2 protein-coding genes (1 of these 2 running past the window's edge) are annotated in these 22,319 nt (G+C 74.4%); both read left to right on the forward strand.

Going from position 1 to position 22,319, the window contains the following annotated elements:
• A complete protein-coding gene (locus AC0VY3_RS08310; protein WP_103512419.1) occupies window positions 1–366 on the forward strand; it encodes a hypothetical protein in 366 nt (121 codons plus the stop codon).
• Window positions 367–22,319 carry the 5' portion of a lonely Cys domain-containing protein gene (locus tag AC0VY3_RS08315; protein WP_475549312.1) on the forward strand. The gene runs 18,265 nt beyond the window's last position, so the window shows 21,953 of its 40,218 coding nt (coding positions 1–21,953); it begins with the start codon at window positions 367–369; the stop codon falls past the right edge of the window.

Below are 22,319 nucleotides of genomic sequence, written 5' to 3' on the forward strand. Positions count from 1 at the left end.
ATGGCAGTAGGAAAGTTCACCGCGAACCCCGGCGAACTGCGCCGGGCCAGCCAGATGATGGAGCAACTGCCCGCGCAGGCGGCCAAGATCGGCGACAACTTCATCTCCGACATCCAGAACTACCGTGGCTGGGCCGGTTACAGCGACGACTTCGCCCACGAAGTGCTGCCCAAGTACGACGCGAACAACCAGTCCTGCCTGGACCTGGTCAGGGCCCTCAGCAGCGCGTTCACCGAGCTGGGCCAGGCGGTCTGGGCGAACGGCCAGCACATCGAGGGTGTGTCGAACTACGCGCGTGACGAGATCGACCGGCAGATGTCCAGCCTGGACACGCCGGGCGACTCCTCCCAGGGTGGCCGGCACTAAGTGGAAGAGATCGACTTTCCGCCGGACGTCCGGACGATGCTCTGGATCCTGCTGGGCGAAATGCCCTTGCAGGCCAGGGAGAATCTGGCGTGGGAAAGTCGTGAGCTCTACCTGGCCCTCCAGAGGGGCCTGATGGATCTGCGCGCCGCCTCGCGGGAGACGATCCAGATGGTGGAGGCGGCGTTGCCGCCGGAGGTGGCGCGTCCGTACATCGAGAGTGTGCGGATGCTCACCGACGAACCGGGCGGCACCGACCCCGTCCAGCAGCTGCTGTTCCAGCTCGACGAGCTGGCCAACGGCCAGGTGGACTACTCGCAGAAGATCCAGGCGTCCAAGTGGGAGATCATCGCCGAGATCATCATGCTGATCGCCGAACTGGCGATCCTGGCGGCGCTGATCGCGTTCACCGGCGGTGCCTCGGTCTCGCAGATGTTCCTCGCGCGGGCCCGGAGCAAGCTCGCGATCCTCATCATCATCGACCGCCTGCTGCGGATGTCGCACATCGGGTCGCCCCTGGGCGAGGCGATCCAGGAGGCCATCGTGGCGTTGTCGGTCCGGCTGGCGCAGATCGGGCTGAACACCGGGGGCCGGAAGCCCGGGGGAGTGGACTGGAAGGACGTCGGTGTCGCGGCGGCCTTCGGCGCGCTGACCGCCGGCTTCATGGAGATCTTCGACAAGTTCCTGAAGCCACTCGAGAACTTCTTCAAGGACCTCCTCGGGGACGTCTTCAGCAAGTTCAAGATCGACCCGGACGGCCTGGTGTTCAAGGGGATCGTGAACGGTCCGCCGGTCGTGGTCACCACCTTCGTGGTCGGCGGTGCAGCCGAGAGCACCGCCGAAGTCATCATCAACGGCGCCTTCTACGACAAGTGGGAGTTCAAGTGGGAGACGTTCGTCGGCTCCGGCACCAGCACCGTTTTCGAAATGGGCGCGGGGCTGGCCATCGGAGCGGGCGCCTTCTCCATCTACAACAACTACTTCAACAGCGACCGGTTCACCGACATCAACGACATGCCGGGGCCGAACAGCGTCCTGGGCGGCGGTGACGGCGGACCGTCCGGTTCGGAGAAGCCCGGCGGCCCGGCGAGCGGCACGGACGTCAAGAGCCCCCCGGTGGTGAAGGCCAATCCGTTCACCCCCGGCCCCGCGACCCCGTACCCCAACACGGTCTCGGCCGACCTGCCGAACGGTCCGGGCAGCGGGATCGGCACCCTGCCGCCGGCCACGTACACGCCCCCGCCGGCCGTGTCGCCGCCGGCCGGCGTGAACACCCTGCCGAAGGCGGGATCCGACGCGCTGACCCGTCCCACCGACTTCTCCCCGCGCAACACCAGCGGCCCGAACGGCGTCACCGGGCCGAACAGCCTCCTCAACCCCGGCAACGTCGTCGGGCCCAACAGCGTGGTCGGTACGAACGGCGTCATCGGGGCCGGCGGCGTCACCGGTACGAACGGCGTCACCGGTACGAGCGGGTCGTCCCTGCCTCAACTGCCTCCTCCCACTACGTCGTTGCCCTCCTCCTCGTCCACGCCCTCCACGCTGCCGTCCTCGTCCCTGCCCGACAGCACGCCGCTGACGCCCCCGCCGACGTCGGGGCGCACCTCCGGGACCCGGACGAACACCGACCTCACCTCGTACGACCTGACTCCGGAGACCACACCGGACCTCACCCCCGATCTGACGCCGGACCTGGCGCCCGACCTCCTGCCGGGTACGTCTCCGGACACGTCGGGGTCGACGAACGACCTCCCCAACAACCTGGGCGGGCCCAAGGGTTCGTCCTCCGCACCGGACCCGAGCACCATCGGCGGCTCGAACGGCACGGACGGTTCCCACCTTCCCGACGACGTCTCGGCCGACACGGACGCGGACGGTGTGCAGGACCAGCGTCAGGACGACGGCACCGGTCAGGAGGCTCCCGGACGTGGCACGGGCGGCCGGAGCACCGGCGGGCAGCCAGGGCTCGACGACACCGCGCACCAGCGGACGGACGGCACGGCGGACCAGGCCGATACGGACGCCGACGCCGTGGCTCCGCCCACCCCCATCGCCACCTCGGCGGGATCGAACACCCCCGCGCCCGCAGCCGGGAACCAGGGAGCACAGCAGGGCAACTCCGGTACGGGGAACTCCTCGCAGCAGCCCTCCCAGAACGGCCCGGCCGAGCCCGGCGACGCCGACGAGCTGCCGAGCGGGCAGGAGACCGGCCAGGCGGACGCGGAGGCCCGGCAGGAAACGGCCGGCGGCACGGAGAGCCCGGCTCCTCCGCAGCCCCGGGGCACCGGCTCCGACGACAGCGCCCGCGCTCCCGGCGGCGGACGGAGCACCACCGGGCCCGAGGACGTCCCGGCCGCGCCGGAGGCCGTACGCACCTCCTCGGACCTCTCCGCCGGCGAGGCCGCCAACGAGTTCACCGGGGACCTGGGCGCCGAGACCGGGACAGGCTTCCCCGCCGGTCCCACGTCCGAGCCCGCCGTGCCGGTGGCCGACCCCGTGCGGCCCGAGCAGTGGCGGTCGGGGCGGACCGACGCCCCCGCCACCGCCGTACGGACCGACCCGCCGTCCGATGTCGGCCGCACCCCGGCGGACACGACGCCGCTCGACAGCCCGCAGACCCCCGTACGGGCCTGGGTCCAGCGCATCCAGGCCGACGACGGCCGCTGGCTCAGCAACGTCTCGCTCCACCTGCCGGTCCGGACGGGGGAGGGGTTCTCCCCGGCCGAACTGGACGCCCTCCAGGAGCGGATGCGCACGCTCCTGGACACCCACCTGAACCACGGTCTCCAGCTCCCCGGCTCGGGCGACCAGCTCCACATCGACGTCACGCTCACGGCCGCGCCCGACCACGCCGAGGCCGTCGAACTGAGCCGGACCGTCATACCGGAGGGTTCCGACCACCTCAACTGGCGTCTGCACAGCACCGATCCGGCCGCCTCCCCGGAGGAAGCGGCGGAGCGGCGGACCCGCGACGACGCGGCGGTGCTCCGACAACTGCTGGGCTACGCAGGCATACCGGACCGGGGCCCGGCGGCCGAGGCCCTCCTGCGCCGACTGGTGCGGCAGAGCGACACGGGCACCGGTACGCCCGGCCCGGCTGTTCCGCAACACTTCCTCCAGGCGGTCGAGTCCGTCGTCACCGGCGCCGCCGTGGCCGACCACCCGATCACCGCGCGGGGCACCCGGCCCCCGAGCGGCATCGACGACCCGGCGCAGGCCCTGCGAACGCCGACTGCCGGCAGCGTGGACCCCGAGGTCCCGGTCCGGGCGGCCGTCCCCTTCCGCACCACCTCCGCCGCGCCGACGGAGACCGGAACGCCGTCCCGGACCCCGGCATCCGCCACGGACTCCGACGCGGACGTTCGGCCGGCTGCCCGGCAGGAGGCCGTCGCGCAGGACGTCGAGGAGACCCCGCCCGCCGCCGTTCCCCTCGCCACCGAGGGCCGGGGCGACGGCCGGGGGACCACCCCCGGAGCGGGCAAGGGCAAGGGCCGGAGCGCGGAGCAGGAGACCGCGTCCGCCGACGAGCCGGTCCTGCTGGACTTCCCCGGCAGCGCGACAGTCGACGACGCCGTGGACGCGGCCCGCCGCGAGCACGAGGACGCCGTCGCCGCCTTCGGCCGGGCGGCCCGCACCGTCTCGACGCTCGACGCGCGGGTGACCAGCGGCCGGGGCGGCACCGACGACACCGCGCGGCTGTACGACGCCTGGCAGGACCTGAGCACGGCGCAGCGGCGGCTCGACGCCGCCCTGGACCGGCTGCGCGACCTCGGCGCGGACGCCGCCCACGACGCCGCCGTCGCGTCGATCGTGCCGCGCGTGTCCCGGACGGACGCCGAACGGCGGTTCACGGCCGCCCTGGTCACCGCCGACGACCTGCCGACCGACCCGCCGCGCCCGGCGCCCGACGACCTCGTCACGCCGGAGGAGCTGGCCGCCGCCGGGGTCACTCCGGACCAGGGCCCCGCGCTGGAGGCCGCTCTCAACGGCTCCGTGCGCTTCGAGGACAGCGGGATCACCGACCCGGTCCAGCGGGTGCGCCTGCTGATGAACCGGCCGGGCCCCTGGTCCGAGGCGCTCGACGGTATCGCGGCGCGCGCCTCCCGCCGCACCTGGAGCGCCGCCCACGAGAACTTCGCGCTCGACGCGCTCCGGGGCGCCGGAGCGCCGGCCGGCACCGATCCGGCCGAGGCGTGGCGACGGGCGACATCGCTGGTGCTGCCGCTGGAGCTGCACCCCGTGCTCGCCGACTCCCGCCACGCGCGCGGCGACTACCTCGACGCCGTACGGCAGGTGGCCCAGCACCTCGCCGTGCACGGTGCGGACGCGGTGTCGGGTACGGAACTGGCCGCCCGGGTACGGCGTGAACTCGGCCTGCCTCCACGGCTGCCGGGGGGTGCCCCCGCCTCGAACCAGTCGTATGCCGCCGCCGAACTGGAGCGGCTGGCCCTGCTGGAGGAGCCCGGCGCCACGCCGGACATCGACGGCCTGACCCGGCGCGTTCTGCACCTGCCCACGGACTCCGAGGTCTCGGCGGGGCAGCGGGCCCAGCTCCTCGTCACGGTGGAGAACGCGATGGCCGCCGGATGGTCGTCGAGCGTCGACGCGCTCGGCGCCTACCACCTGGCGACCGGCGGGGCGCTGGACCACGGGCGCCACATCATGGCGGCGAACGGCGCGTACCACGGGCTGAACCTCACCGGGCGACCCGTCGGGCCGGTGGACACCACCCAGGTGTGGCAGCGCCGGAACGGCCAGTTCCAGGGGCCGCTCTACCCCCTGTGGGACGCCGGTAGCGGCGCGTACGTGGTGGTGGCCGATGGTGGACACGATCACGTCATGCTGCCGTGGGGGCAGGGACAGATCCAGGTGACCTGGCGGGAGTTCGTGGAGCTGGTGGCCCACGACCCCGGAATCGTCGGACTCCCGGCGGACACGCCCGTCGTCCTCGTGCTCGCCCACGGCGGCGACCAGGGCCTCGCCCTGCCCCGCACCCTGGCGTTCCGGACGGGCCGCGACGGCGTCTGGGCGCACAGCGGGCAGGTCGGTCTGGTCACCGACCCCGCCACCGGCGTCGAGCGGATCGTCGTGGAGAACCGGCGGTCCGAGGGCCTGCCCCTGGGCGGATGGTTCGGCAGCGACGCCGACGACCTGGGCCCCGGCGGAGTCGCCGAGGAAGGTTTCGTGACCGCGCTGAACGGCACGATCCTCCCCGACCCCGCCCTGAAGACGCGGACCATCGGCGACGACGGCCGGTCCATCGGCCGCGTCACCATGTCCGACCCCGACCTGGTCACGAACGAGCCCATGCTCGAATCCATGGCTGAGATCACCGAGTTCGTCCAGTTCGACCCGGTGTCGGAGGGTGCGATCGGTGAACCGGCCGCGCTGCTGGAGAACGGGCGGCCGGTCTACCACTTCGCGCAGCACGGCCAGCCGCTGCGCGGCGTGATGGAGATGGCCGACGGCAGCCCGCCAGTCCAGGTGGGCGGCGAGGAGACCGGCCGCTACATCCGCCGCCGGCCCAGCATGCGCAAGCTCGGCCCGAACGCCGTCATCGACCTCGGTTCGTGCTGGGCCGACGCCACGGCGGAGGACCTGCCCTATCTGTCGGACGCGGGGGAGCCCCCGTACGTCTTCGACGTCCTCGGCACCACCTCGTACGCGCAGGGCGTGGCCAACGGCAGCGGTGCCGGGGTCATGGCGGTGGACCGCGTTCATGTGCTGATGCACGGGGCGACCCCGAAGGCGGGTGCGCTGGCGAGCCCCTCGGGCGAGCAGGGCGTGCGCAGCCTGCTGCTCCCCGAACCGGGCCCGGCCCAACTCGCCGCCCTGGCGCGTACGGCGCACCTGCACACCGGGGACGGGCCGGTACCGGCCGACGTCCTCGACACCACGCTGCGCCTCGTGAAGGCCCTGCGGCGGTCGTTCGGCGCCGACGTGGCATCGGACGGCCGGTTCGAGGCGCTGCTGAGGGGTATCGGCGCCCTGGAGAACATGCGCCGGGCCGATCCGCATCTGCGCGTCCTGGGCCCGTTCACCCTCCACCACCTGCACCTGGTCACGCACGCCCGCCACCAGCGCACCAGCAACGACCCGCCGTCCCGGGACGACGTCCGGCGAGTCCTGCTCGACGCCGCCGGGAAGAGGGACGAGGCTGCCGCCGGGCGGCTGACGCTGCACCAGTACACGCCCATGCCGTCGCTGGACTGGGCCTTGAAGCGCCTGGCCGGGCGGGATCTGGCCGCGCTCGCCGCCGACGTGCTGCGGCTGCCGGACGCGGGCGCGGTCTCCCGTGCGGACGTGAGCCGGCTGGTGTGGGGCGCGGTCAAGGGTGCCGAGGCCCTGCGGTCGGTGACCGACCCCGTCGCCTTGGCGAAGAAGGCGCTGCACCTGCCCGGCTCCGCCGCCCCGACGCCGGACGAGGCGGGCGACCGGCTGCTGTGGCTGATGGCCGGTGCGGCGGTCACCGGGTTCGACCCAGCGGACCCGACGGAACTCGCCGCGTGGGACCTCGTACGGCACGGCGCTCTCGACGACAGCACCCGGCTGATGGCCGACGGCGTGCCGACCGGCCGCAACTGGACCCGCGGGACCGTCACCGGGGACATCGCGACCGAGGGGTACCTCGTCTCGCCCGACGGCGGCCCGGACGGCGCCACCCCGCACCCGGCGCCGTGGCCCGACGCCCCCAGGGGATCGGCCGCCAAGGCGTACGTGCTCACCGCGGACAGCACCAACGGCCATGTCGCCATGCCGTGGACCGACGGCTCCAGCCGCTGGGTGCCGGGCAGCGAGATCGCCGCCCTGCTCCGCCACGACCGGGTCCACCAGCAGATCGCCCTGCGTGCCCCGCTCCTGGTGATCGGTTCCCACACCAACCCCGGAAGCCTCGCGCAGCACCTCGCCGGGCGGGCGGGAACGGCCCGCACGACCCTGCTGTCCGAGCTGCCCAGCGCCCTCGTCCCGCATCCGGTGAACGGCCGGAACACGATCGTCCTGACCGAGGGGACGGCCGCACGGCCCGACCACTGGCAGACCCGGCGGCCCGCCGCCCTGCCCGGTGTGTCCGCCCAGCAGGGCCCCCTCCACACGTTCACCGGACGGGCCCCCGGGACCGGGTCGTCCACGGCGGTGGCGACCTCGTCCACCGCGGTCGCGCCCGCCCCGCTGTCGCAGTACATCCGCGACCACGGCCGACGCCACGACGGGCACGTCGGTCTCGTCCTCCACGAGCCGACCCCCGACCCGGTCCTGGGCGGACTGCACCGGAGCATCGTCGAGGCCCTCGGCGCCGACCCGGAGACCACCGACGGACAGCGGCTGCTGACCCGGCTCCAGGACGTGCTGAGCGCCGAGGAGATCGAGCTGAACCGGCCGTACCTGCGCAGCCGCCAGGGATACCGGATCACGCTCCGGCACGGCGGCCGAGACCGGACGGTGGACGTACGCCTCTCCTACGCCGACCCCGTACGGTCCACGAAGTACGGCGGCGACACCGGCCGGCGCCCGCCGACTCTTCCGGACATGGGCGTCGAGGCCAGGGCCGGCGGCGGGCAGTCCACCTCGCACGTCGAGGGCTCGGGCAACATCCGCACCGGTTCGGTGCCGTGGAGCGGGATCTTCCCGGACGACCGCGCCGGGGCGCTGCGCTGGTGGGACAGCACCGTCAACGTGTCGGCGACGCACAACCAGCTCACCCAGTCCGTCACCGTCGGCGAGACCTTCCTGGTCACGAGCAAGCAGCAGGCCGAGGAGCCCGCGCACCCGATGGACGTGGACGGCCGGTGGCAGATCCAGGTCGACACGCCTCGCGTGGGTGAGAACGACAACTGGCAGGCCGAGCAGTCGCACGGCGCCCTCACGATCTGGTTCCACGAGCACCTCGCCTTCGACGGCGACGACACCACCGCGCTTCCGGAGCCCGGTGACGTGGACGACCTGCCGCTGTGGGGCGGCGACAGCGTCGCCGAACCGCGCCGCCTGCTGACCGAACTGCTCCAGGACGACACGTTCGCGGCGCTGCGGGACCTCGACGAGGACTCGGAGCGGGCGCTGGAGAACTTCCTCTCGCAGCGCATGCTCCAGGGCACCCCACACCTCCAGCGGGACGGCGGGGTGTTCTCGCCGACCCTCCTGGACGGCGACGGCAACGCGGTCGGCGTCCTGGAACTGACCGCGGTGATCGAACCGGGACGGCCGATGCGCAAGAGCGCCGACGGCAAGTCCACGCTGGAGACCTGGTTCTCGCACGCGTCCAGCGTGGACAAGTCGGCGAAGCTCACCAGCGGTATGGGCGTCGAGGCGGCCGGCGGTCCGGCGTTCACCACCGACCACACCCCCGGCCACCCGGCCGCCGCTGCGTCCTTCGGCGGCAACCTCATGGGCAAGGCCGCCGTCAACTGGCAGCTGACCGACCAGCTCAGCAACGTCAGCAGCGCCACGCTCATGCACGGGCTCCGCACCAAGAGCAGCCACCTGCTGACCAGCGGCCGGGTCGCCTACACCGCGACGCTGCACCGGGCCGGCGGCGGCCGGATCAGCTCGGCCTTCGGCCCGTGGACGGACGGCCTGCGGCTGCGGATCGCGCAGCGCGCCACGATGGCGGGCCACCGCCCGACCCCGGCGGAACTGCGCGAACTCCCCGAGCACCTGGAGAACCTGGAGAGCATCGGGTACACCGAGACGCCGCTGAAGGTGGACGGGGCGGACCCGCTGTTCACCGCCGCGGAGGCCTGGCTGCGCAGGGAGGGCTTCCTGCCCCCCGCCCGGCACCGGAACAGGTCGGCGGTCTTCCGGCTGGACGAGCCGCTCGTGGTGGCCCAGTTGGAGAACCTGCGGCGGCTGCGGCAGATGCGCTCGACCTACGGCCTCGCCTCGTCGGCGCCGGACGCCGTGGACGGCGGGGAGTCGGTCTGGTTCGAGCGACCGAACGCGGTCTCGGGCACCCGTCGTGTGCAACTGGTCTTCTCCGCGGCCCGGGACACCACCCGGGCCGCCGTCCACACCCGCCGCCTGCCCGACGTGCTGCACGTCGGCTCCAGCTCGTACGAGTCCGGCGGCGGCCGCCAGCGGGGCACCGCACTGAGCGGCGCCCTCGGCGGCGGAGGCGGCCTCAACGCCCCCATCGACCAGGGCTCCTGGGGACTGAACACGGCCCCGGACTACCTCGGCACCCGGCAGCTCACCGACGCCTCCTCCACCGCAGGCCAGGTTGGCTACGACCAGTTCACGATGACCACCCGCAACGGCAGCGAACTCTTCGAGGTGCCCGCCCGGCTCGGCCTCGACCTGTACGAGGGCACCGGCGAGGACCCGCTCGTCCGGTTCGCCGAGACCGACGCTGACGGGAACCCGGTGCTGCCCGAGGCGGAGCCGGAGGCGGAGGACGACCTGGAGATGCAGCTCGGGGCCGCCGCCACGCCCACCGTGCCGGGGAGCGTCCGCCTGCTGGTGCCGTACTACCGCACCCGCGTCCCCGCCCCGGTGCCGCTGCCCGCCCCGGCCCCCGCGCCCCCTCCGGGACATGTGATCCGGCAGCCCGTCACCGACGGCGGCCCGAGGGACGACCAGCGGCGCCTCGCCCTGGTCGACGACCGCGGCCGCCCGCTGCCCGGCCTGACCAGGCTCCCCGAGGGCGCCATCGTCGACACCTTCCGGGGCACCACCGCGCTGATGACGGCCCTGCGGAGAATCGTCGCGGGCACCTACCCGGGCAGTCCGGGCCGGGGCCGGGTCGGACGGGCCGTCCAGCGCGCCTCCGCGACGCTGTCCGGGCTGGCCACGGAGACCGCCCGGCGGGGCTCCGCGATGAAGGAAGCGTTCCCGGCGGGCCTGTCCGGCGCCGTCAACCGGGCGGGCTCGGCCGTCAACTGGGCTGCCGCACCGGTGGTCTGGGCGGCCAAGACGTCCACGGACGGGGCGGCGGCGACCTACAAGTGGACCTCCGTCGCCGTGGCGGGCGCCTCCCTGAACGACCGGGGCACCCTGGCGGCCGAGGCCCGGCAGGACGCGATCAGGCCCGGCCAGCTCATCTCCAGGGCCCCGCAGATCCTCGGCGGCGCCTATGTGGTGGAGGGGCTGACGCTGCCCGGCATGGCGGCCGACCAGGTCATGATGCTGGAGGTCACCGGCTACCTCTCCAACCCCCGCAACCTGGGCTCCGAATCGCTCTACTCGGAGCAGGACGTCCTGAGCGGGGACACCTCGGGCCGACAGCGCGGCGTCGGCGTCAACCACCAGGGCAACCTCCAGGTCACGGCGTTGCAGGTGGCCCCGACCCCGCCCGAGCTGCTGGTCCACCAGGCCAACCCGGGTGGCCGCTACTCCCAGGCCCGCCGCACCGACGACACCGCCACCGTGGGCTCCGGCACGAAGATCACCCATGCCACGGAGCACAGCGGCGACACCCTCTGGATCGGCAACGACCTGACGCTGCTGCTGACCGTCCGCTGGGGCGTGCGCAACGTCGCGGGGAACACCGTCGGCCTCGGCCCCTACACCCCGGTCACGGTCGCCATCGACCTGCCGCGCGCCGTCACGTACCTCGCCCCCGCCCAGGCCGTGGCCCAACTGGCGGCCTGGTTCCAGGGCATGCCCGGCATCCCCGCGCTGACCCTGAACCCGCTCGACGTCCCGCTGCCCGACCGGTACGCCCGGACCCGGCAGCTGGGCAAGGCGACCGTCCTGACGGTCACCCAGCTCGACGACACGGCCAACCGCCGGGAGCGCCGCGACCGGATGCGCCAGGAGCTGACGGCCCTGGTGGAGAGCGAGGCGCCCGGCGCCCTCCGGCCCGGCCACGCCTCCTACCTGCCGGGCGTGGCCACCGAGATCGCCCGGGTCACCGAACCCGCCGCGCTGCGCGCCCTGCCCGGGCGGGGCCCCGGCGGACAGGTGCGCTTCCACTTCCTCCACGTCGCCTACGGCGGGGCCCGCCTGGTCGAGGTCGCCCTGACCGCCGAACCGATGCTCCAGACACCCGCCCTGCGCGGCCTGCGCGGGCGCAGGGCGGGCGCGGGCACCGGACTGGAACACGTCGACACCCACACCCCGCAGTCCCGCGTGACCACCTCCGGGACCACCACCACCCGTCAGGGCACGGTCAACCCGGTCTCCCGCTACCCGCGCCCCGGCGCGACCGGCTGGACGGACCGCGCCGGCCCGTCCCTGGCGGTGGCCGAGACCCGGGCCCGTACGGCCCGTTCCGAAGTGGCCACCGAGGACCGCTTCTGGACCCGGTCGGGCAGCGTCGCCGACTTCGCCGTCGACTACCGCTACACCGCCACCGTCCGCTCCCAGGCTGTATGGCAGTGGCCCGCCAACCTGCCCGGCGCCCTCTTCCAGTCCGGCCTGCTCAACCTCTCCGGCCTGGAAGGGGACGTGGCGCAGCGGGTCCGCAGCTGGGCCGGACGCCTGCTGCGCGGCCGCCCGGTCAGCCGCGTCTCCGTACCCGCCGTGACGGCCCTGCGGTTCGTCGCCTCCGAGGCCGACCAGCCCAAGCGGCACGAGGGGCCCCGGGCGCCCGCGCTGCTCGGGGCCGACCCGCTGCTGCTCACGGCCACCGACGCCGCGGCCCAGGGGACCACCCCCTTCCCGCAGGGCGCCCGACTGGAGACCACCGGCCCGACACCGGTGTACGACTTCAACGCCGCCCCGCAGCTGATGCGGGCGCTGCACGACGTCGACCCCCGCATGGCCGCCGCGTGGGGGCTGCCCGCCAACGCCTCCGCGGAGGCCGTCGCCGCCCGCCTCGCCGAGCTGGTCCAGGCGGGCGAGATCACCCTCGACCCCTCCCGCACGGCAGCCGGGCTGACCGACGTGATGCCCGGCAGCTGGCCGGTCGAGAGCCCCGACACCGCGCCGTCCCTGCGCATATCCCTGCACAACCCGCGGCCGGTCACCGAGGCCGGAGACGTCGCCATCGACCGGGTCCGGCGGCAGAACCGCACCGCGGCCGTGGCCTCGTCCGCCGCCGGCTCCTTCGTCCTCAACCAGCAGGGCTCCTACAACCTTGCCGAAGGCAAGAGCCAGGTGCTCGGGGTGACCTTCCCGCTGGCGGCGCAGCAGCCCCACGCCCTCTCCTCGGGCGGCAACACCTCCGCCTTCTCCTTCAGCAGGCTGCGGACCGGCGCGACCAGCGATCCGGACGACCGGCGCATCCCCCGCACCTACGAGACCCTGGTCGACACCGTCATCGAGGTCGACGGCCCCGACGGCGTCCGGTACGTCACCGGCAGCTCCACCACCCGCCTGTGGGAACGCGACGTCCTCGGCTTCGGCGTCACTCCGGCGCGACCGGGCCCCCGGATCTACGACCTGCCCGCGATCCTGGCCGACCAGGAAGCGGACGACCTGCGTGACTGGGCCCAGCACCCGGTCACCGACCTGCCGGACGTGCTGGCGGACGCCATCGACGAGCAGGACGCCTCGGCCGAGCTGTGGCTCGCGCTCGGCCCCGACCCGGACGGCACCCGGCTGGCCCGCGCCCTGTTCGTCGGCTCGCTCACGGCCGCCCGGGCCGGGAAGCCGGTTGAACTCGTCATCCGCACCGGCCAGGGGCTCCGGATCTGGCCCTTCGCCGCCGACGGCTCGCTCACCGACACCACGGCCGCCACCGACGAGGCCTGGCAGAACGTGGCGGACACCATCGGCGTCCACCTCAACGCCGTACGGGCCGAGGCGGCCGCACGGTACCGCGAGGGGCGGCTCACCCGGCGGCAGCCCGGCGCGCTCGCCGCCCTGGACACCGCCGACCGGGCCGTGGACACCGCCACCACCGCACACCGGGACGCCGACCGCGCCCACACGGCCGCCCGCCGCGACGCCGCGACGGTACGGACGGAACTCACCACGCTGCGGGGCCGGATCGCCGAGGCCCGGGATGAGATCACCCGGCTCGACACCGAGGCCCGGGAGGCGCAGGCCCGCTACGACGACACCGCCGACGAGGAGCGCGGACTCCACGGCCGGTGGCAGCGGGCCCGGGCCGAGGTGGCCCGGCTCGAAGAGCTCGTCGCCGCCGCCCCGGACGCCGACCCGGCGTCCCCGGACGGACAGGACGCCCTGGACGCGGCGATCGAGCAGGCCGACGCTCTCCGGGACCGGGGCCGGGCCCTGCACCAGCGGCGCGAGGGGGACCTGGAAACGGCGGAGACCGCCCGCGAGGAGGCGGACGGGCTGCGGACCCGCCTGGAGCGGGCCGTCGCCCGGGAGACCACCCTCGCCGGGAACCTCCGCCGCGCCGAGACGGCCGTCGACGAGGCCGGCCGGGTCCTGCGGGAGGCGGAGGCCGGGCTGCGCCGGGCGACCGGCGTACGCGACACGATCCAGGACCAGGTCGACGGCATCGAGGCCGAACTGATCGACGTACGGGATGAGTTGGGCGAGCAGGCGCGCCGCCACACCCAGGCGTGGGAGGATCTGCCCGCCCTCGCCGACGCGCTGGCGACCGGCCGCCGCGCCGAAGGGCTCGGTGACGGGCCGTCCCTGCGCAGCACCGTCTCCTCCGCGCCCGCCCGTCCGACCCGCGCCGGACGGCTGCGCGGACAGCCCCTGCCCGCCCCGCCCCCCGAGACCTCGGCGACGGCCACCGCCACGGCCCCGCCGGCCGCCGCGACGCCGGCGCCCGCGCCGCGTCCCGGCCTGCCCGTCGCCGAGCGCACCGAACTGGCCGCCGGGCTGGCCGCGATGACCGAGGACGAGCGCACCTCCCGGCTGCTGTCCCTGTCGTCCGCCGACCGTGAGGCCCTGGCCGCCGACCCGGCGCTCACCGCCGGGCTGCGCCGGACCCTGCCCGCCGACGAGTTCGCCCGGACCGCCGCCCTCCTGATGGTCGACGTACCGCCCGGCGTGGATCTCCCCGTCTCCTCCGGCATCGAGGCGCGGGCGCAGGTGGCCCGGATGCTGCGCTCGCCCGCCGTGGCCGAACGCCTGCTGAACGAGGGCGCGCGGCTGATCGTGGTCCCCAAGGACACCGCGACGACCTCACTCGACGCGTTCGGCCTCCTGCGCGGCGAGACGGACGAGAACGCGCGCCCCTACGACATCCTGCGCGGTGTCGAGGCCGGCGGACTGGCCGCCGTCGGCGAGGAGAACCTGCTGGGCGACACCACCGCCGTACCCGGGTCCGGGCTGTACGCCGACGGCTACTCCGCCGCGACCCACGAGTTCGCGCACGCCCTCCACCGCCACGGCCTCACCGACGAGCAGCGCCGGCTCATCACCGAGGCGTACCTCGACAAGGTGCTGGCGGGCAGCTTCGGCGCCTGGCCCGACGGACCGCTGTACGACAGCACCGGCACCCGGCGCAACTACTCGGCGCGCGACGAGTTCGAGTACTTCGCCCAGCTCACCAACGCCTACCTCGGCACGAACACCGGCACCGACCCCTACACCGGCCACCCCCGCAACAACGGCGCGAAGTGGGTCCGGCGCAACGAGCCGACGCTGCTGCCGCTCCTCCAGGAGCTGTACGGACCCGACCCGAAGGCCGTACACCACTGGGGCGCCAACCCCCGGGCCGAGGAGGACACCTGGGCGGCCTTCCGCGCCCTGTGGGACGGACACGACGGGGCGTACGAGCCGCAGCCCCACGCGCCCGTCCCCGCCCCGCCCGCCCCACCGCGCTCCGCCCCGCTCAGCCGCCCCCGGCTGACGGCGACGGCCCGGCGGATCGCGGGCCCCGCGCCGCGCCGGGGCCTCACCGAGCGGCGGTGCCTGGTGCTGCTGGGCGCGCTCCGCGACGCCCTGTACCCGGGCGGCGTGCGTCCCGCGGCCACGGTCGACGACGCGGCGCTCGGCACCGTGACCCCGGCCTCCGCCCTGGTCCCGGGGCCGGGCTGGAGCCCCGTGGGCTCGTGGGAGGCGGTGGCCCGGACCGTCGCCGCCCAGGGGCCGGGCGCGGCGGCGTTCGTCCTGGCACGGCGTCAGGGGGAGGCGCTGGGCCACGCGTGGGCCGCCTACCACCTCGGCGGTTTCGACGGCGTGATGTGGCTGGACCTCTCGGCCCGGGACGGCCGACAGCTCTCCTCCGCGCCGCCCCCGGTCGCGGCGTCCGAGGCGCGGGCCCTGGTCGTCGGCCCGACGGGCCGGGCCGTCGAGGGCGCCCTGCCCGCCTTCGCCGCGTCGTCCTCCACCCCGCACTCCCTGCTGGACGCGGCGACCGGCCGCGCCTACGGAGCCATCGGCCTGGAGATCGAACGGCGGCTGGTCTTCGTGATCAGCGGCCTCGGCGATGTTCCGGCCAAGCAGGTCCTGGCCACCGCTCCCGGCTTCAGCATCGTCACGGACCACGCGAGCGTCATGCGGACGGCCGACGGCCGCCTGCACCTGACCTTCCCGTCCACCGCGCCGGGCGACCCGAAGCCCCAGCAGTTCGGCTACCTCATCGGTGAGATCGTCGTCGAGCCGATGGCGGTGCTCCCGGGCGAGCGGCGGCAGTCCCCCGAGGAGACGCTGGAGCGGCTCGCCCGGGTGGAACGGGCCCTGGACGGCCGCGATCAGCCGGGCGCGACCCCGCAGACCGCCCTCGCCGACCTGCTGCCCGCCGAGGACGGCTGGACGGTCACCGAACTGGGCGGCAGGACCCTGGTCGGCCAGACCCCGGTCCGGACGAACAGCGCCTACGTACAGCCCACCACGGGCTTCCCCGCCCTGGGCCTGAGCCTGCTCCAGGACAGGGCGGTGGACCGGCTGCCCAAGGGCGCGATCGGGGCGGTGGAGGCTTCCGGCCGGGAGTTCGCGATGAAGGCCACCGCGGAGTTCGTCCGCGCCGTCACCGGACGGACCGACGTGCCCGACGTCGTCGTCCCCTTCCTCGCCCCGGTCCCGGACGTCGACGACCTGTGGGGCTACCTCCGCTTCGCCTACGCCCACGCCGTCGCCCGGCCGACCGGCGTCATCCTCAACCAGGGCCCGGCCGCGTTCATGGTGAAGAACGGCCTGGCGGTGGCGTCACGTCCGGCCCTCGACCGGGTCCTGCGGGCGCTGCGGCCCCGGGCCAGGGGCTTCCTCGACCGGCACCACGACACCATCAGTGCGGGACTCGCCGCCACCCTCGGACGGCTGCTGGACCTCTACCGCCGCACCATCACCCCGGACAAGCCCCTCTTCCCGGGCTACTTCGACGCCACGATCGGCGACGTCCCCTCCGCACGTGAGCACACGACCTCCCTGCTGACCGGACGCACCTCCGAGGGCAAGGTGGTCTCGCAGAAGCAGACGGTCGACATGGACGACCACCGGTATCCGACCCTGGACACCGACGACGGCCGCCTCGACATCCCGCTGGTCCTCACGGAGCTGCGCCACTTCGCCTACGACGGCGAGCAGTTGATGACGCCGGAGCAGATCCGGCAGGCCGTGGCCGAGCTGGCGGAGCTGAGCCGGGAGGCCTACCGCCGGGCTCTCGCGCAGAGGGCCCCGCTGCCCGACGACGTCCTGGCCGAGTCCCTGAACCGCATCCTGGACAACGAGGCCGTCCGGGGCCTCGCCCACTTCGTGCAGATGGTCCTGATGGCCGGCCTGCCCCAGGCGTCGGGGTCTCCCCGCCGCCTGATGTCGGTGGGCGAGAGCCAGCGGCTCTCCCGTGCCCTCGGCGAGTACGCGCTCGGCACCCCGCTGCCCGTCGACCACCCCCTGCATCGGTCCCTGCGCGCGGCGGTCCAGGAGGCGGCCGACGCCGTCGACACGCTTCCCCCGGGCCACCGGCCCCGGCTCCAGGCCATGGTCACCGCCGCACAGGGCGCCCTGGAGGTCCTCGCCGACCCGGAGCGGACACCGCCGCCGCTTCAGTGGGCGTCCGAACTGGTCGCGGCGGACGGCTCCCGCGTTCTCCTGGACCGGATCCTCGCGGTCAGGCACCACGCCGCCGACGGCACCCCGCTGGGCACCTCCTCCCGCCCCGACCAGGACTGGCAGGACGCCCGCCGGCAGACGTACGGCCTACTGCCCGAGGTGGTCGGATTCACCTACGTGCGTCCCGGCCCGGTGACCCTGGAGAGCCCGGTCCAGAACCTGCCGTTCCACGACGCGTACCTGGTCGGGGTGCGCGGCGGACCCGAGACCGCCGCGCTGGCCCTGTCCGACGGCTCCGACGCGGTCGTCGACTACGCGAGGATCGTGGACTTCCTGTTCGCGTTCGACGGCGATCTGACCGCCCTCGCTCCGGAACGGCCGGTGCTGGTGACGGGGGCCGACCTGGCGGGCCCGCCGTCCGCCGACCCTCTGGAGACGCCCCTGGCCGGCCAGCGGCTCGCCAACGGCCTGGACCACTGGATCTGGACCACCGGCCGTGGCATCGAACCCGTCCTCGCCCCGGGCGACGGGCCGACCGGACCCCGCTGGCAACTGGCCGAGGGCGACTGGTGGGCCGGGTTCCGCCCCGAGCCCACCACCCCCGAACTGGCCCGGTGGGCTGAGCAGATCACCGGCGACCGCGGCCGGGCCCCCGACGTCCTGCGGTGGGTCCGGGCGGTCCGGCTGGTCTACGGACCCACCGTCGACGACCAGGGCGACGCCCTCGCCACGCTGCTGCGCGGCTTCTGGGCGCTGGACCGGACGCGTGCGTCCGCCGGCTTCACGGGCCCGCTCACCTGGAGCGACCTGCGGACCGTGATCAGCGCGTACTTCACCGCGAACGGGCAGGCCGAACCGCCGCTGCCGGTGGCGCTGCAGTTCCTGTTGCTGTCCGCCGCCGGAGCGGTCGGGGTCGACCTGGAGCTGTCGGGGATGGCGATCACCCCGCAGCACCACAGCGTGCGCGCCTGGGACACGGCCACCCCGGGCGGCGTCGTCGAGGATGCCACCGACCAGGACGAGGAGATGTCCCTCTTCGCCCCGGCGCCCGCCGGACAGCCGACCGCACCGGCCGCACTCGCACCCGCCTCCGCCACGGCGTCGGACGCATTCGCCGGACCGAGCGACCCCGTGCTCGATCCCCAGACCAGGATCACCGGCCCGTCCGGGAGCCCCCAGGGCCGCAACTGGACCCGGGCGAAGGTCGACCGGGTCCTCCCGGGCACGGTGCGGACCCTGGAGAAGCGGCCGGACACCGCGGCGAAGGTCGTCTCGACCGGTCCGGCACCGTGGCCGGACACCGCGTACGTGGTGATCGCCGACGGCGAGGACGGCCGGGTGCTGCTGCCGGACGGCCGGGAGCTCGGCCCGGAGGCGGTGGCCGACGCGCTGGCCGCCGACCCGGAGCTGGCGAAGCTCCCGAAGGACGTGCCCGTCGTCCTCGCCGTCCCGTACACCGGGGACCGCTACCAGCAGACCCTGCAAGCCGTGGCCGACCGGCTGGGCCGCCGCGTGTGGGGGCCGAGCGGGATGGGCCGCGCCGTCCCCGACGGGTCGGGCGCCCACGTCCTCGCGCTGCTGGACCGCGACGCCGACGCCCCGGTCGGCGACTGGGTGTCGGTCGAGCCCTCGACCGCGATCGGGTCCTACCTCGACCGTACGTGGACGGCGTTGGACGGGACCGTGTTCCGCGACAGCGACGTCCTCACCGTGCCGATGACCGACGAGGACCACCGGCACTTCGGGCGGCTGGCCGTCGAGCAGAAGGACGGCCTGCGGCGGCGGGCGCAGCGGCTCCGCCGCTTCCTCAAACTGCGGGAGCTGTCCCACCGGCTCCCCGAGGGCACCGACGCGGGCACCGAGAACGAGCCGGTCGGCTCGGAGCCGGTCTCGATGGACTCGGCGGCCTACGTCTACGCCGGCCACGGCGAACCGGGCCGGATGCACCTTCCGCTGCGCGACGGCCGAACGGTGTGGCTGGAGAAGGCGGACGCGGCGGCGTACATCGCCGGCCTGCCCGAGGTACGCAATCTGCCGCGCGGCCACCGCATGCACCTGGAGGTCTGCTGGAGCTCCTCGGACGGCGACCCGCGCCGTCAGTACCCTTACCTGGGCGAGACGCCCCACGTGGACGACCCCCTCGACGACGTGCCGCTCGACCAGCTGGTGGCCAACCTCACCCGCCGGGAGACGGACGGCTCCCTCCGCCAGACCGGCTTCAACGACACTCACCGGATCGCCCTGGCCTCGGCGACCGGTCAGCGGGGCGGCAGGGTCCTGCGCCGCCCGGAACCGCTGGAACCCGCGCTGGCCACCCTGGCCCGGGACTTCGGACTGCACCGCGGTCCGGACCCGGTCTCCCCGGAGACGCGGCAGACGATGCTGCGGCTGCTCCGGGCGGTGCGCAGCGTCTTCGGCACCACGTTCGAGGACCACCGCGGCGGGCCGGACGGCCGGTTCGAGCGCGTCATGAAGGGCGTCGTCGCGCTGGAGCGGATGCGGGCGAACGACGAGACGATCTCCCACCTCACCCCGTTCCGGCTCGACATGCTGGACTTCTTCGTCCAGGAGCACACCGGCCGTGCCCCCGACAATCGGGGGTACGTGGAACTGCTCGACTTCGCCGCGGAGCGGATCGCCGACGACGAGAACGCCAGACTCACCGACGCGGTGCCCGCACCGTCGCTGGAGATCGCCCTCAAGCAACTGGCGGACAACGGCGAGCAGATGATCCGCCACGTGCAGTCGCTGCCCGCCCCGGCGCCGTTCACCGCCCGGCAGGTCGCCTCGACCCTGTGGGCCACCACCCGTGCGGCCCGGCTGCTGCGCCCGCTGACGCCGACCGCCCGGGAGGCCATGGGCCGCAGGATCCTCCATCTCGACGCCGCCACCGCCTGGGACCGGTCGCGGCAGGAGTCGCTGTGGGCGCTGCTCACCAAGGCGATCGCCGAAGGCGTGGACGTCGGTGACCAGGACGTCATGGCGGCCTATGGCCTCGCGGAGAGCGGCGCGTTCTCCCTGCCCGCGGTGCTCCGGCAGGGAGCGAACGACCAGGGGATCAACTGGTCCGGCACCCCCATGCCCGCCGGGGTCGACTGGGGCAGCGTGCGGCAGATGACGTTCGGGCCCAACGGCAGCAGCATGGCCTCGGTGCAGCCGGCCTGGACCGGCCCGCACAAGCCGATGCCGGTGCTGAACGTCGTGGAGGTCGACGGGGCCGGGCGGATCGTGCTGCACCTGCCGGGCCGCGCGCCCCTGTCCGTGTCCGAGACCGAGTTCCTGGCCCTGCTGGAGCGGGATCCCGGCCTGCGCACCCTCCCGCTCAAGCACCCGGTGCTGTTCCTGACCACCGGCCCGGGAACCCTGAGCCCCCAGCTGGTGCAGAGGTTCTCCGAGCGCACCGGACGCCCCGCGTACCGCTACAGCGCGCCGATGATGCTTTCCTCCGGAGCCCCCGCCACCCCGCTCGGCATCCTCGCGCTGACCGACCCGGCCACGAGGACGCCGGGCACCTGGACCCGCGCCGCCCGGCAGACCGACGCTCCCGCGGCCGCCGCCGGCACGGGCGACCTGATCGTCTTCAGCCCGTCGGACCAGAAGGCCGCCGCACTGCCGGACATCGGCTCCCTGAGCGTCGGCGACCCGGGGCAGCCTCCGGCCGGTTCGCTCCTGTCGCCCGCGACGCTCATGACGACCGCCTCGGGCGCCCCGCGCGGTCGCAATCTCACGGACGAGAAGGTGCGCCAGCTGCGCATCGGACGCGTCCGGGTGTACGAGGAGGAGGCGGGCGCCCCGCCCAAGGAGAAGGCCGGCGAGGACCGGGCCGCACCGTGGGGCGACTCGGCGTACGTCGTCTGGGGCGGAAGCGGCCCGGACGGGGTGCGGTTCCCCGACGGGGGCACGCTGGACGCGGAGCAGCTGGCGGCCGAACTCGCCGCCGACCCCGAGCTGGCGAAGCTGCCCGAGGACGTCCCCGTCGTCCTGGTCGTCCCGCACCTGGCCAACGAGCGGTACCTGGCCTACCTGCGGGCCGTCGCCAACCTGCTGGAGCGTCCCGTGTGGGCCCCCAGCGGCGACGGCCGACTGGTGCGCAACAAGAAGCGCGAGCACGTTCCGGCGCTCATCGACCACGGCGCGGACCAACCCCTCGGCTCCTGGGTGCCGTTCCGGCCCACGAAGAAGGCCGCACCGCTCCCGGACCGCGTCTGGACGGCGCTCGACGGCACGGCCTTCCGCGACAGCGACGTCCTCACCCGGCCCCTGGTCTCCGACCGGGACGAGCGGTTCGGCCGGATGTCGCACGGCGACGACGTCCGGGGCCGCGAGACCCTGATGCGTACCTACCAGCGCGCCAAGAAGCTGGTCCACCTGATGGCGTCGGGCAGTCGGACCGCGCTGATCAGCGAGGAGCCCCGGACCCCGGACCCGGCGTCGTACGTGTACGTCGCCCACGGGCTGCCGGGCGGCCTGCAACTCGCCCTGCGCGACGGCCGGACGGTGTGGCTGAGCGCGGAGGACGGCGGCCGGTACATCGGCGGACTGCCCGAGGTCGCCGAACTGCCCGAGGGCCACCGGATGAAGCTGGAGGTCTGCTGGAGCGACGCGCCGGGGAACCCGGCCCTGTCCCAGCTGGACAACCGTCCCGCGCCCGCCGTCCAGGACCCGCTGGAGGAGGTCTCGCTCGCCCAGCACACGGCGAACGTGAGCCGCCGCGTCACCGAGGGGTCGCTGATGAGCAGCGGCTTCCACACCGACGCGCACATCCTGCACGACGCCCCCGGTGGAGTCGCCGGACGCCGCAGGTGGGCCAGCCCCGAGCCGCTGCCGCACGAGCTGGACGCGATGGCCCGCACCGCGGGCCTGCACACCGGGGACGGGGAGGCGTCGCCGGAGGTGCGCGCGACCACCCTCCGGCTGGTGCGGGCCCTGCGCATCGTCTTCGGCCCCGAGGCCGAACAGGACCGGAACCAGCACGCGCGGCTGCTCCGGGGCATCGGCGCCATGGAGACCCTGCGCGCCAACGACCAGGCGCTGAGCCGGTTCACCTCCTTCCGCATGGAGCTGTGGACCTTTATCGCCCAGCGGGTGGGCGGAAAGACCCCTGGCCCCGACGACTACCGCAAGGTCCTGGACCTGGCCGCCGGCCTGCTGGCGCAGAA

This window comes from Streptomyces sp. iso_384 (assembly GCF_056172905.1).

Bases quoted from the DNA above. Each gene is read 5' to 3' on its own strand.
- AC0VY3_RS08310 (WP_103512419.1), top strand. From the start codon at position 1: ATGGCAGTAGGAAAGTTCACCGCGAACCCCGGCGAACTGCGCCGGGCC.